8 protein-coding genes are annotated in these 13586 nt (G+C 73.8%); 3 read left to right on the top strand and 5 right to left on the bottom strand.

Features of this window, described 5'->3' with window-relative positions:
* Positions 1 to 571: 571 nt before the first annotated feature.
* A complete protein-coding gene (locus J2S44_RS11725; protein ID WP_310411983.1) occupies positions 572 to 1798 on the bottom strand; it encodes a GNAT family N-acetyltransferase in 1227 nt (408 codons plus the stop codon).
* A gap of 92 nt (positions 1799 to 1890) precedes the next feature.
* On the opposite strand from J2S44_RS11725, the gene J2S44_RS11720 reads away from it, so the two are divergent.
* Positions 1891 to 2460, top strand: a complete 570-nt coding sequence (locus J2S44_RS11720; RefSeq protein WP_310411979.1) for a hypothetical protein — start codon at positions 1891 to 1893, stop codon at positions 2458 to 2460.
* A gap of 60 nt (positions 2461 to 2520) precedes the next feature.
* On the opposite strand, the gene J2S44_RS11715 is transcribed toward J2S44_RS11720, so the two are convergent.
* Together J2S44_RS11715 and hppD are read right to left on the bottom strand one after the other, a co-directional pair.
* Positions 2521 to 6912, bottom strand: a complete 4392-nt coding sequence (locus tag J2S44_RS11715) for a hypothetical protein (RefSeq protein ID WP_310411977.1) — start codon at positions 6910 to 6912, stop codon at positions 2521 to 2523.
* A gap of 226 nt (positions 6913 to 7138) precedes the next feature.
* The gene (hppD, locus tag J2S44_RS11710; protein WP_310411973.1) at positions 7139 to 8341 is read right to left on the bottom strand and encodes a 4-hydroxyphenylpyruvate dioxygenase; all 1203 of its coding nucleotides are present in this window, start codon (positions 8339 to 8341) and stop codon (positions 7139 to 7141) included.
* Between the two features lie 141 nt (positions 8342 to 8482).
* On the opposite strand from hppD, the gene J2S44_RS11705 reads away from it, so the two are divergent.
* A complete protein-coding gene (locus J2S44_RS11705; protein WP_310411969.1) occupies positions 8483 to 8950 on the top strand; it encodes an Lrp/AsnC family transcriptional regulator in 468 nt (155 codons plus the stop codon).
* On the opposite strand, the gene J2S44_RS11700 is transcribed toward J2S44_RS11705, so the two are convergent.
* Both J2S44_RS11700 and gnd read right to left on the bottom strand, forming a co-directional pair.
* On the bottom strand, positions 8928 to 10115 hold the full coding sequence (locus J2S44_RS11700) for a zinc-dependent alcohol dehydrogenase (protein WP_310411966.1): 1188 nt from the start codon (positions 10113 to 10115) through the stop codon (positions 8928 to 8930). The genes J2S44_RS11705 and J2S44_RS11700 overlap by 23 nt on opposite strands.
* Positions 10116 to 10174: 59 nt before the next feature.
* Positions 10175 to 11623, bottom strand: a complete 1449-nt coding sequence (gnd, locus tag J2S44_RS11695) for an NADP-dependent phosphogluconate dehydrogenase (RefSeq protein ID WP_310411963.1) — start codon at positions 11621 to 11623, stop codon at positions 10175 to 10177.
* 393 nt (positions 11624 to 12016) lie between these two features.
* Between gnd and nhaA the strand changes: the two genes are divergently transcribed.
* Entirely contained in the window at positions 12017 to 13546 is a 1530-nt protein-coding gene (gene nhaA, locus J2S44_RS11690) for a Na+/H+ antiporter NhaA (protein ID WP_310411960.1), read from the top strand.
* Positions 13547 to 13586: the final 40 nt, after the last annotated feature.

Below are 13586 nucleotides of genomic sequence, written 5' to 3'. Positions count from 1 at the left end.
TGACCGGCTCCGCCGGCGCGGACCGGGCGAGATCCGACGGGGACGGCGGAACGGCCGGCCGCGGGCCCGCGGCCGGTGGCCCGGGCCGGGGCACCGGCGTGCGGCGAACCGACGGCGTCGGCGGTGCCGGCTTCGGCGCCTCGACCGGCCCCGGCGCACGCCCGACGCGAGCGACCTCGCCCGCCGGCCCGGCGGTCGGCCCGGCGGTCGGCCCGGCGGTCGGCCCGGCGGTCGGCCCGGCGGTCGGCCCGGCGGTCGGCCCGGCGGTCGGCTCTGCGACCGGCCCGGTGGTCGGCTGCGCGGCCGGCCCGGTGGTCGGCTGCGCGGCCGGATCGCCGGTCGGCTCTGCGACCGGATCGCTGGTCGGCTGCACAACCGGATCGGCGGCCGGATCGCTGGTCGGCCCTGCGGCCGGATCGGCGGTCGGCTGCGCGGCCGCCGGCTCGCCGGCCGGATCCGGCGTGGTGGGCTCCTCGGCGCGGTGACGGCGAAGTCGGCGGCGGCGACGCTCGGGCTCTCCCATCAGCCGACGGTATCGCGCCGCGCCGCCGGACGGTCCCGCCGCCGGCCGTCAGAACGTCTCGTTCATGCTGGGGGCACGGTGCCAGCCGAACGCCGCGTTCGCCGCGGCGAGCGTGCCCGCGCCCCGTTCCTCGACGAGCCCGGCACCGGCCAGCGCGGCCAGCGGCGTACCGCCGAGGTATGCGGCGCCGAGGTCGCGCACGTCCAGCGCCAGCGCGGCCGGGGCCGTGGTGCGCTCACAGGTCGCGCCGTCCGGGCCGCCGCGCAGGTGCCAGCGGCCCGCGTTCCGCGGCAGCAGCGCGTCCGTCACCTCCAGCACCACGTCGACCGGCAGGGCGTAGCGCCGGGCGGACAGCGCGGCGGGCACGTCCCGGACCCGCAACCAGAGGCCGTGCTCCCAGCGGGTGCCCAGCCAGCCCGGGTCGTCGGCCAGATACAGCAGCGGCTCGTCGAGCGGCGCGTGGTGGTAGGTGACCCGGGCGGTCAGGTCGACGCCGAACAGGAACCGCCACAGGTCCAGGCGGGCCGCGGCCGTCGCGGCCACCAGCTCCTTCACCTGCAGGGTCGCGGAGACCCGCGGATTGTCCGGATTCTCACCGTCGACGACGCGCCAGAGCGCGTACCCGTCGACGCCGTGCGCGCCCTCGCGGACCACGGCCCGCAGCGCGGTGCCCGACCCGCGGACCCACGCGGCGTCGTCGAGCCGGTGGTCCCACCACGCGCCCGGCCGGCTCGACCAGCCGGGCCGGTCCGGACGCACGGCCTCGAAGACCTCGACCATCTCCTCGCGCAGCGTCGCGGGCGGTCCGGCGCGCAACCGGCCGGCGGGGCCGTCCGGCAACCGGACCTCACGCACGAACGCCCGCAGCGTGAGATGCGGCGCGGCCAGGCCGTAGCCGTACCGCGGATAGATCCGGCCCTCGCTGGCCCACAGCACCGCGATCGGCTCCGGCGCGTCCGCGAGATGCCGGCGCATCATCCGGTTCAGCACGCCCCGCCGCCGGTGGGTCGGGGCCACCGCCACCTGGGTCACGTGCGCGGCCGGCACGATCGCGCCCGGCACGGTCAGGTCCCGGGCGAACGAGCCGAGGTGGCCGGCGAGCGTCTCGCCGTCGACGGCCACCACCGACCGGGCCGGCTCGGTCTTGGACCGCTCCGAGGCCTCGCGCGTGGCGTCGGGCGGGTCGTGGAACGCCGCGAACAACAGCGGGACGATCGCGTCGAGGTCGGCCTCGGTGCCGGGCCGTACGGCGATATCGGGAAGGATGGGCGACATGTCTCGTGTGTAACGGACATGCGTCGGTGTAGGCCAGCCGTTTTGCGGGCTCGCTACGCTCGATGGTGCAGGGCCCGACAGGGGGAGGAGCTATGACAGATCAGACGCAGTCATGGGCGGAGCGGACGGTGCCGGTGCCACCGGACATGCACCCGCAGGCGTCTGACGCGGGTTACGACGACGACCCGACACGGCTCAACTTCCAGCGGGGCCGTGCGTCCGTGGCGCCCCGGGCGTCCCGGCACCACGACGACCACGAGATCGCGCCGCACGAGCCGACCGGCACCGGCTGGCCCGACTCGCCGCCCCCGCCACCCGCGGTGCCGCTCGGCGTGCAGCTGCGCCGCGGCCGTGAGTGGGGCGTGCTCGGCCTCGCCTTCTCGTTCGTCTGCTGGGGCATCTGGGCACTGTCGGACGGCGGCTCGTTCCTCGGCTCGTTCCTGACGTACGTGGTGACGCTGATCGTCGCGGTCGGCCTGTTCGCGCTGGCCCGGCTGGTCGGCCGCCTGGTCCTGGAGCGTCAGCTGCACCGGATGCGGCACAGCGCCCGCGGGTCGTACCTGATCGTCGGCGCGTTCCTGATCGCGGTCGGCATCGGCTACCTGACCCAGACCGGGTGGGTCATGGACGTCTGGGGCTGGCTCAAGGCCAACTTCTACTGATCGACGCTTTTTCCGATCGACGCGCGGATCGGGGGCGCCACACGCCCCCGATCCGCCCGGTCACTGTTCCAGCGTGAACGTGCCGACGCCCGCGGTGATGGCGATGTCGTACCGGTCGTCCGCGCCCTCCCAGGCCTTCGGCGTGAAACGCGAGTTCGGCGCGACCCGCCCGCGCGCGTCACCCAGAAGCGTGACACTGTCCGCGCCCGCGCCGAACCGGAGCCGCGACGGTACGTCCGCGGGCGTCCGCAGCACGAACTGACTGATACCGGAACTGACCTTCAGGCGTACGGACTTCTCCGGCGCGGGCAGGTCCAGCTCCAGCCGCGTAGCGCCGCCCAGCACGTCGAACCCGGACAGCCGCCCCTCGCTGAAGTCGACCACGTGCTCGGTGGCGCCACCGGTCAGCCGTACGTCCCAGCGCACCTCCGAGCTCAGCCGCACCTCCACCAGGCTCGGGCCGCGCGCACCGGTCTCGGCCATCTGCAGCATCAGCCGGTCGCCCTGGTCGATCGCCTCCGGCCGCACGTTCGAATCCTGCGGCGTCGAGATGCGGTAGAGGTCGCCCTCCAGGTCGTCGCTGGTCACGCTGACCGAGGTGACGCCGGAGACCAGGTCGAAGACGAGCGCGTCCCGGCCGTCCAGCGGTGCGGAGATCGCGTGCGGGCCGTCGCCGGCGGCGGCCAGGTTCAGCCCCGGCACGCCGCGCAGCGCAGCCAGCCCGCCGGCCGCGACCGCCACCGCCACCACGACGGCGGCCACCATGATGCCGACGCCCCGGCGCCGCGGCTTCTCGCTCTCGTCCCCGGTGTACGTGCTGAGCACGCGCACGTCGCTCTCGGCGCCGTGCCGCGGCCGCGCGTCCCGCCGGCCGGACCGCCGTCCGCCGGGACCGCGCTCGCCCGGCCCGCGCTCCGCCGGACTGCGCTCCGCCGGACTGCGCTCGGCCGGACTGCGCTCGCCCGGCCCGCGCTCGACGGCGCGGTGGTCGGCGGACGCGGCGCGGCGGTCGGCGAACCGGCGTCCGGACGGTGCCGCGCGATCCGGGCCGGGTGACGGCGGCGTGGCCAGGTGGGGCGGCGGTGCCGGTACGGCCGACCAGGCCGGCGGCTCGTCGGGCTGGGACCGGTCGCGACCCGGGACCTGGTCGCGACCGGTGGTCAGGGTGCCGTCCACCAGGTCGCCGTGCGTGCCGGACTCCTCCGTGACCCGGTCGGCGCGGCCGGACCACCCCGGGTCGGCCGCGTCCGGGCTGCGCAGCGGTGGCTGCTCGCGGGTGCCGCGGTCGACCGGGGAAGGGGACGGGGAGGCCCAGGAGGGCGTCGTGTCCCAGGCCGGCTCGTCCGCCCCGGTGGCGGGGCGGCGATACATCGCGTACGGATCGTCGCGTGGCGCGGGCTCGTCCCAGCCGGGCGCGGCCGCCGGCGACGCGGCCGGGTCGTGTGGTGTCGCCGGGTCCGGTGGTGCCGCCGGGCCCGACAGCGCCGCCGGGTCCGGTGCGTTCTCCGACCGTGACGGGACGAGCCACGAATCCCCGGCCTGCGCGGACGCGGCCGACTGCGGCGGGCCGGACCGGTGCGCCGAGGCCGCCGGCTGCTCCGGGCTGAACTGCGGCGACGTGCCTGCCCGCGGTGCACCGCCGGGCTGCTGAGATGCGTCGGCATACGGAGACGCGCTGGTCTGCGGTGATCTGCCGGTATGCGGAGGTGCGCTCGACTGCGCCGACGTGCCGGACCCGTCGGCCTGCGCCGATGCGTTGGACCCGCCGGACTGCGGTGACGTGCCGGATCCGCCGGCCTGCGGCGATGCCCCGGACCCGCCGAACTGCGGTGACGCGCCGAACGTGCCGGACTGCGGTGACATGCTGGTCGTGCCGGACTGCGGCGATGCCTCGGACCCGCCGGACTGCGGCGATGCCCCGGGCCCGCCGGACTGCGGTGACGCGGTGTGCTGTGGAGATGCGTCGGTCTGCGGTGACGTGGTGGAACTCGGCGACGTGGTGGGGTGTTGAGCCGTCGGGGTCGTGGTCCATGCCGTGCCGTCCGCGTCGGCCCAGAGGTCCACCACCGGTGGGCGCTCCGCCCAGCCGTTCTGGCTCGGCGTCTCCGCCCGTGGGCGCGCGACGGCCGGGTCCGCCGGCTCGGGTTGCCGGTCCGCCGGGTCGGGAGGCGTGCCCTCGATCCGGTTGTGCGCGGCGGTGGACGAGACCGCCCAGGTGGGCGGCTCCGCCCGGCCGGGGGTCGTCGGCGCGGCCGGATCCGACAGACGCGGCTCGACGTGCGTGAACCATTCGGAGGTCGGCCCGGGATCCGCGGCGGCCACCGGCACGAACGCCGCCTCCGCCGACCCGGCGGTGTTCCACGCCGGCCTGATCGAGTCGGTCCCGGACGCCGGTGCGACCGGCCCCGGCGTGCCGGCGACCGCCGGCGGGCGTGCCCCGACGCTGTCGCCGGCCTTCACCTCGGCCCGCGATGCCGGATCGAACGGCGCCGTCCGCGACGAGTCCGAAGCCGCCTGCGCGAAGAATCCCGAATCCGGCGAGGCCGGCTCCGGGGAACCGGCGTCGGGCCAGCTGACCGGCGCGGGAGCGGGCACGCCGGGAGTGCCCGCGTGCGGTGTCGGCGTGGACGGCCAGGAGGCCGGGCTGCCCCAACTGCGCGTGCCGCCGCTGCTCTCGGGGTTGTCCGCCGCGATACCACCGGCCGGCAACCCGCCCGACGCGCCGCTGTCCGCGGTCCCGTGCGGCGCGCCTCCCGGACCGCCGACGGTGCCGGCCCCGGCGGCCCCGCCGGTTCCCGCGGATCCCCCGAAGGCGCCGGTCCCCGTGGTGTCGTCGAAGGCACCGGCTCCGGTGAACCCGCCGACGGAGTTGGCCCCTGCGGTGCCGCCGAGGGCGCCGGTCCCTGCGGTACCGCCGAGGTCGCCGGTCCCCGCGGTGTCGTCGAAGGCGCCGATTCGCGCGGTCCGGCCGAGGGTGCCGGCTCCGGCAGTGTCGCCGAAGGCGTCAACGCCCGCGGACCCGCCGAAGGCGCCGGTGTGCGTCGGCTCCGCATCGGCAATGGGGCCGGTCCTGGGCCCGGTGGAGCCGTCGGTCGCCGGGACGTCCCGTGCCGGCCAGGCCGCCGGCAGGTCGGCCGGTGGCAGCAGTGACAGGCCGTCCTGGGGGATCGGCGACGGCCACGGCTGCTTCCGGTCCGCCGGGCGGGCGACCGGTGCGGCACCGGGCTGATCCGCGCCGCCGACGTCGCGCGTGCCCGCCGGGACGCCGCCGCGCGGACCCCCGGGGACGTCGCCGTGCGGTGCCGCCGGGGTGCCGGTGCGATGGCCCGGCACCACGCCGTCCGGTGACGTCGTGCCGTCCGGTGACGTCGTGCCGTCCGGTGACGTCGTGCCGTCCGGCGACGTCGTGCCGTTCGGCGACGCCGGTGCGGTGCCGTGCGGGACGGGCGTCGTGTCGTGCGGTGTGGCTGCCGCGGGCCAGGTTCGGCCCGTACCGTCGAGGGGTTGCGCGGACCAGGGCTGGTCGTCGGTGCCCGGCCGCTCCCGGTTACGCGGATGCTTGGGCGGCTTGGCCGCTTTGGGGGTCTTCGCGGATCGGGCGCGGCCGACCAGGCCGGCCAGCATGGCCCGTAGGCCGCGTGGCTCGTCGGAGCCGGTTCGCGGTCCGAGGTCGATGAAGGCCGGTTCGTTCTCCCGCGGCGGTGCCGTGCCGAGGCCCGCGGGCTTGGTCAGGGTGGACACGCTGCCCGGCGTCTCGATCCCGCGCCAGGCGTCCCGGTTCGTGCGCGGCGCCCCGGGGAACCGGTCCTCCAGATCCGCCTCCGGGTCGAACTCGGCCGTCTCGGCATCCGCCGACGCCGCGTCCGGCATCGCCGACCGCGTCCCTGCCGATGCCGCGCCGGGCGATGTCGACCGCGTCCCTGCCGATGCCGCGCCGGGCGTCGCCGACCGGCTCCCGGCCGATGCCGGGGACGACGGCGTCGCGAACGATGCCGTAGCCGGCGGCATCCCGCCCACGACCGCGGCCGACTGCGCCGGGGCCGGCCCCGCCACGGACATCGGCGTCGCGAACGATGCCGTGGCGGGCGGCGTCCCGCCCGAGATCGGGGCCGGCTTCGCCACGGATGTCGGCGTCCCGGGCGGTGGCGGCGCGGGTGGGGAAACCGGCCCGCCGAAGATCGCGGCCCGCGGCTCGCCGGGCCGATCCGGCACCTCCCACATCGGTGCCGACTGCGCCGGCACCGCGTCCGCGGGCATCGCGCCCGCCGGGACCGCGCCGGCCGGGGCCGGAAGGCCCCGTACCGCGTCGTTCCCCGCCGCGGAAGCCAGGTCCGCCGCGAACGTCTGCCCCGCCGCGAACGTCTGCCCCGCCGGGAAAGCCTGGCCCGCCTCGAACGCCTGCCCGGCCGAAGCCTGGCCCGCCTCGAGGTCGGTGGCCGTGGCCCGTTCCATGCCGCCCTCCGTCCGTCACCGGGCCGGCCCGGCGATGAAGGGGTGTGCCGGGCGGCCCGCATCGAGGCCGTGCACGGCCTCAACCGGCAGTACGCACCGGACGCCGCCGCGGATCGAACCCGCGGATGGATTTGGGGATGACCGGCGGAACTTAACCCGTTCCTAAGAAACGCCCGCCCGGGACGTCACGCGGTGTGACGGTCCCGGGCGGGCAAAGGCGAAGATTTCACAGGTTTCCGCGCCGCTCCTGCTCACGCTCGATCGCCTCGAACAGCGCCTTGAAGTTGCCCTTGCCGAAGCCGAGCGATCCGTGCCGCTCGATCAGCTCGAAGAACACGGTCGGCCGGTCACCGACCGGCGCGGTGAAGATCTGCAGCAGGTAGCCGTCCTCGTCCCGGTCGACCAGGATGCCGCGCTTCTGCAGCTCCTCGACCGGCACCCGGACCTCGCCGATCCGCGCGCGCAGCTCCGGGTCCTGGTAGTAGGAGTCCGGTGTCACCAGGAACTCCACGCCTTCGGCGCGCATCGCGTCCACGGTCCGCAGGATGTCGTTCGTGGCCAGCGCCAGGTGCTGTGCGCCCGGGCCGCCGTAGAACTCCAGGAACTCGTCGATCTGCGACTTCTTCTTCGCCACCGCCGGCTCGTTGAGCGGGAACTTGACCCGGTGGTTGCCGTTCGCCACCACCTTGCTCATCAGCGCGGAGTAGTCGGTGGCGATGTCGTCGCCGATGAACTCCGCCATGTTCACGAAGCCCATCACTCGCCGGTAGAAGTTCACCCACTCGTCCATCCGGCCCAGCTCCACGTTGCCGACCACGTGGTCCAGCGCCTGGAACAGCCGCTTCGGCGCACCGTCGCGCTTGACGTAAGCAGAGCTGCGGGCGACGTATCCGGGCAGGTAGGGGCCGGTGTAAGCAGAGCGGTCGACCAGCGTGTGGCGGGTGTCGCCGTATGCCGCGATCGCGGCGAGCCGGACCGTGCCGAACGAGTCCGTGACGTCGTGCGGCTCCTCCAGCACGGTGGCGCCGGCCGAGCGGGCCTGGGCGACGCACCGGTCCACGTCCGGGACCTCGAGTGCGATGTCGGAGACGCCGTCGCCGTGCGCGCGGTGGTGGTCGAGCAGCGGGCTGTCCGGTGCCACGCCACCCTTGATCACGAAGCGGCAGGAGCCGGACTTCAGCACGTACGCCTTGTGGTCGCGGTTGCCGGTCTCCGGGCCGGAGTAGGCGACGAGTTCCATGCCGAACGCGGACTGGTAGAAGTGGGCGGTCTGGGTGGCGTTGCCGACGACGAAGACCACCGCGTCCCACCCGGTGACCGGGAACGGGTCGCGGCTGGCGTCGTACTCCACGAGCCCGACGAGCTGCCGGAGGGTGTCGGCGTCGAGCTGGGCCTGGCGTTCCTGATCGGTGAGCGGTGCGCTGGTCACGAGCGGCCTCCAACCGAGGAGCGGGGAAAGGGGTGTGCCCCCATCGCAGCGCCCCCGGGGAGACAACGCAACAGTCCCAACGAAAGCTGAACAACCTGGCCAGACTGTCGAAGCGAGGCCGAGAGCTGCTATACAAATTGCGTGGTCGACGAGCTGGACGCGCGCATTCTGCGGATCTTCGACGAGGACCCGCGGATCGGGGTGCTGGAGGCGTCGCGGCGGCTCGGCGTGGCCCGCGGCACGGTGCAGGCCCGGCTCGACCGGCTGGAGCGGCGCGGCGTGATCACGTCGTTCGCGCCGTCCGTGTCGCCGGCCGCGCTCGGCTTCGAGGTGACCGCGTTCGTGACGCTGGAGATTCGGCAGGACGCCGGGCACGACGCGGTCGCGGCGCACCTGGACGGCATCCCGGAGGTGCTGGAGGCGCACACCGTCACCGGCTCCGCGGACCTGTTCCTGCGCGTGGTGGCGCGCACCAACGCGGACCTGCAGCGGGTCATCGACCGGATCGTGGCCGGCCCGGCGATCGAGCGGTCGGCGAGCGTGATCGCGCTGAAGACGCAGATCCCGTACCGCGTGATGCCGTTGATCAGGGCTTCAACAGCACCTTGATGGTGCCGTCGGTCTTACGCTGGAAGTTCTCGTAGGCGGCCGGTGCCTCGTCCAGCGGCAGCCGGTGGGTGGCGAACTCGTCCACCCCGAGGACGTCCTCCGGAGACGTCAGCAGCGGCAGGATCTCCGGCACCCAGCGCTTCACGTTGGCCTGGCCCATCCGCAGCTGGATCTGCTTGTCGAACATGGTGAGCATCGGCATCGGGTCGGCCATGCCGCCGTAGACGCCGATCAGCGAGATCGTGCCGCCGCGCCGGACCACGTCGATCGCGGTGTGCAGCGCGACCAGGCGGTCGACGCCGGCTTTCGCCATCACCTTCGCGGCGAGCGCGTCCGGCAGCAGCCCGGCCGCCTGCTGCGCGAACTTGCCGAGCGGGGCACCGTGCGCCTCCATGCCGACCGCGTCGATCACCGAGTCCGGGCCGCGGCCGTCCGTCATGTCGCGGATCACGTCGCCGAGCTTGTCGTCGTGGTCCGCCAGGTTGAGCACCTCCGCGCCGTGTGCCGAGGCCCGCGCGAGCCGCTCCGGGACCAGGTCGACCGCGATCACCCGGCCCACGCCGAGGTGGCGCGCGACCCGGACGCACATGTCGCCGATCGGGCCGAGGCCCAGGATCGCCAGCGTGCCGCCGGGCGGGACGGCCGCGTAGTTCACCGCCTGCCACGCGGTCGGCAGCACGTCGGACAGGTAGACGTACCGGTCGTCCGGGCCGTCCGGCGGGACCACGATCGGCCCGTAGTGCGCGTGCGGTACGCGCAGGAGCTCGGCCTGCCCGCCGGGAATCTCGCCGTAGAGCTTGGTGTAGCCGAACAGCGCCGCGCCCATGCCGTGCGTGCGCACCTGGGTGATCTCGCACTGCGTCTGCAGGCCCTGGTTGCACATGAAGCAGTCGCCGCAGGAGATCTGGAACGGGATGACCACCCGGTCGCCGGCGCGGAGGTTCGGGACGTCCCGCCCGACCTCCTCCACGATGCCCATCGGCTCGTGCCCGAGGATGTCGCCGTCGCCCATGAACGGGCCCATCACCTCGTAGAGGTGCAGATCGGAGCCGCAGATCCCGGTCGAGGTGACCCGGATGATCGCGTCCGTCGGGTAGTAGATCTCCGGATCCGGGACCGTCTCCACGCGAACGTCCCGCCGGCCGTGCCAGGTGACCGCCTTCATGTCCACAGGCTCGCCGGTGAACATGAAGGCGGTGTCACTTATGCGAGATCACGCATAGGTCAGGCGGGGGATTCCGACTTGTCGCCCGCCCACTGCGTGTGGAACGACCCGTCCCGGTCGGTCCGGCGGTACGTGTGCGCGCCGAAGTTGTCGCGCAGGCCCTGGATCAGCGCGGCCGGCAGCCGGTCGCGGCGCAGCGCGTCGTAGTAGGCCAGCGACGACGAGAACGCCGGTGCCGGGATGCCCGCGCGCGCCGCGGACGCGACGACCCGCCGCCACGACTCCACGCCGCTCTGCACCGCCTCCGCGAAGTACGGCGCGACCAGCAGCGACGGCAGCTTCGGGTCGGCGTCGTAGGCCTCCCGGATGCGGTTCAGGAAGCGGGCCCGGATGATGCAGCCGCCGCGCCAGATCGTGGCCATCGCGCCCGGGTCGATGCCCCAGTTGTACTCCTCCGAGCCGGCGACCACCTGGTCGAAGCCCTGCGCGTACGCGACGACCTTCGACGCGTAGAGCGCGGCGCGCACGTCCTCGATGAACTGCTCCCGGTCGGTGACCTCGAGCGAGCCGACGGAGGAGCCGAACGCGCGGGCCGCCGCGGCGCGCTGGTCCGCGTGGCCGGAGATCGACCGGGCGAACGTGGCCTCCGCGATGCCGGTGATCGGCACGCCCAGGTCGAGCGCGGACTGCACGGTCCAGCGGCCGGTGCCCTTCTGCTCCGCCTGGTCCAGCACGATGTCGACGAAGCCCTTGCCGGTCTCCGCGTCGGTGTGCTTGAGCACCTGCGCGGTGATCTCGATCAGGAACGACTCCAGGTCGCCCTGGTTCCACGTCTCGAAGATCTCGCCGATCTCCGCCGGCGTCGCGTTCAGGCCCTCGCGGAGCAGGTCGTACGCCTCCGCGATGAGCTGCATGTCCGCGTACTCGATGCCGTTGTGCACCATCTTGACGAAGTGGCCGGCGCCGTCCGGGCCGACGTGCACGCAGCAGGCCACACCGTCCACCTTGGCGGAGATCGCCTCGAACATCGGGCCGAGCTTCGCGTACGACTCCTTGGAGCCGCCGGGCATGATGCTCGGGCCGAGCAGCGCGCCCTCCTCGCCGCCGGACACGCCCGTACCCACGAAGTGCAGGCCCTTGGCGCGCAGCGCCTCCTCGCGACGCCGGGTGTCGGCGAAGTGCGCGTTGCCGCAGTCGATGACGATGTCGCCCTCTTCGAGCAGCGGGACCAGCTCGTCGATCACCGCGTCGGTCGGGCCGCCGGCCTTGACCATGATGATCACGGCGCGCGGGCGCTCCAGCGACGCGACGAACTCCTCCAGCGTCTCGCCGGGGATGAACGTGCCCTCGTCGCCGTGGTCCGCGACCAGGGTGCGGGTGCGCTCGGGCGAGCGGTTGTGCACCGCGACCGTGAAGCCGTTGCGGGCGAGGTTGCGCGCCAGGTTACGCCCCATGACGGCAAGGCCGGTGACCCCGATCTGCGCCTTGCCGGTCTTCTCTTCGCTCATCGGATCTCGCTTCTTCTCGTGTGTGCCCGGTCTTCGGGTCCGACTCTGCCACGAATGGAGGCCGTCGTCCGTGTCTCACATCGCATGTGGGACGGCTATCCGGCGATACGGCCCCGGCCCGTCTCGCGGTTCAGTTCGCCCCTCCGGCGAGCGACCGTGAAGCTAAGCTTCCCTGCAGGTAACGGTGAAGTAACGTACGCGGAAAGGCCGGGCCCTCGATCGGAGGTGCCGAGGCCGCCGCCGACGACCGCGCGAAGGGAGAGCCAGATGGCGAAGAAGTCGAAGAAGGACAAGAAGAAGAAGGACAAGAAGAACAAGAAGAAGAAGTGACCTCGCGGACCGGCCGGATCTTGATCCGGCCGGTCGCGCGGTTTTCTGGCTAGGGTGTCCGGCGTGACCGCACCACCACGCCCGGGACCCGCACTGCGCATCCCCACTCCCCAGCTCAACCCGGCACTCAGGTCGTTCCTGAGCAACGAGGCGGGCAGCGGCGCCGCTCTGCTGATCGGTACCGTGCTCGCCATCGTCTGGGCCAACTCCCCCTGGTGGGAGTCGTACTTCGCGCTCTGGCACACCCACGTCTCGCTGCACGTCGGCGGCTGGGCGCTGGAGATGGACCTGCACCATGTGATCAACGACGCGTTGATGGCCGTCTTCTTCCTCGTCCTCGGCCTGGAGATCAGTCGCGAGGCGGTCTCCGGCGAGCTGCGCGACCGGCGCACCATGCTGGTCCCCACGCTCGGCGCGGTCGGCGGCATGGTCCTGCCGATCGCGATCTTCCTGGCCATCAACCCGTCCGGCGAGGCCGCGCACGGGTGGGGCGTCGTCATGTCCACCGACACCGCGTTCGTGCTCGGCGTGCTCGCGCTCTTCGGCCCGCGCTGCCCCGATCAGCTCCGCGTCTTCCTGCTCACGCTCGCCGTGGTCGACGACATCGGCGCGATCGGCGTGCTGGCCGTCTTCTACACCGACACCGTGCGGGTCGGCCCGCTGGTGGTCGCGGCCGTCCTGCTCGGCGTGGTGCTGCTGCTGCGCTGGCTCGGCGTGTGGCGGCTGGCGCCGTACGTGGTGCTCACCATCGCGATGTGGATAGCGGTCTACGAGTCGGGCGTGCACCCCACGCTGGCCGGCGTGCTGATCGGCCTCTCCATCTCGGCGAAGCCCGCGCCCCAGGAACAGATCCGGCGCATCCCGCTGTACGGCCGCGCGCTGATGGAGTCGCAGAGCGCGGAACGCGTGCAGCAGGCGATCCTGCAGGCCTCCGCGACCGTCAGCGCCAGCGAACGGATGGAACGACGGCTGCACCCCTGGTCGGCGTACCTGGTCGTGCCCGCGTTCGGCCTGGCCAACGCGGGCGTCCACCTGACCGGCGACGTGGTGCGGGACGCGGTGTCGTCACCGCTGACCATCGGCATCGTGATCGCGCTGGTGGCCGGCAACACGGTCGGCATCTTCGGCGCCTCCTGGATCGCGCTCCGCACCGGCCTCGGCGTGCTGCCCGGCCGGGTCCGCTACAGCCACCTGCTCGGCGGCTCGCTGCTGGCCGGGATGGGGTTCACCATCTCGCTGTTCATCGCGGAACTCGCGTTCGAGGACGAGCAGCTGCGCGACCAGGCGAAGATCGGCATCCTGGCCGGGTCGTTCATCGCGGCCGTGGTGGGTGCCTGGGTCATCCGGTGGATGGGCGAACGGGCGCCGCTCTGCTCACCGTCCAGCGACGGGCCGCCGCCGCTGCCGCCGCTGCCGTGGATCGCCCCGGTGCCGCCGAACCGGCCGGGGCCGACCGGTTTCGGCTTCCCGGCGGACGTGCGTGACACCCTGCCGTCGACGACGTCGCCGGACCTGGCCTCGACCGTGGCGACGCTCGATCCCGAGGACGCGGCCGGGCGATGCGAGCCGGGGGAGAAGAGCACCGAGCGATAAGCCATTGCTTTCCCGCTTCCGGCGGCTCGAGCCGGGCTCG

This window comes from Catenuloplanes niger (assembly GCF_031458255.1).
GTDB lineage: Bacteria > Actinomycetota > Actinomycetes > Mycobacteriales > Micromonosporaceae > Catenuloplanes > Catenuloplanes niger.
The sequence above is the reverse complement of the archived record's forward strand: the minus strand, read 5'-3'. Positions and strand labels throughout refer to the sequence as shown.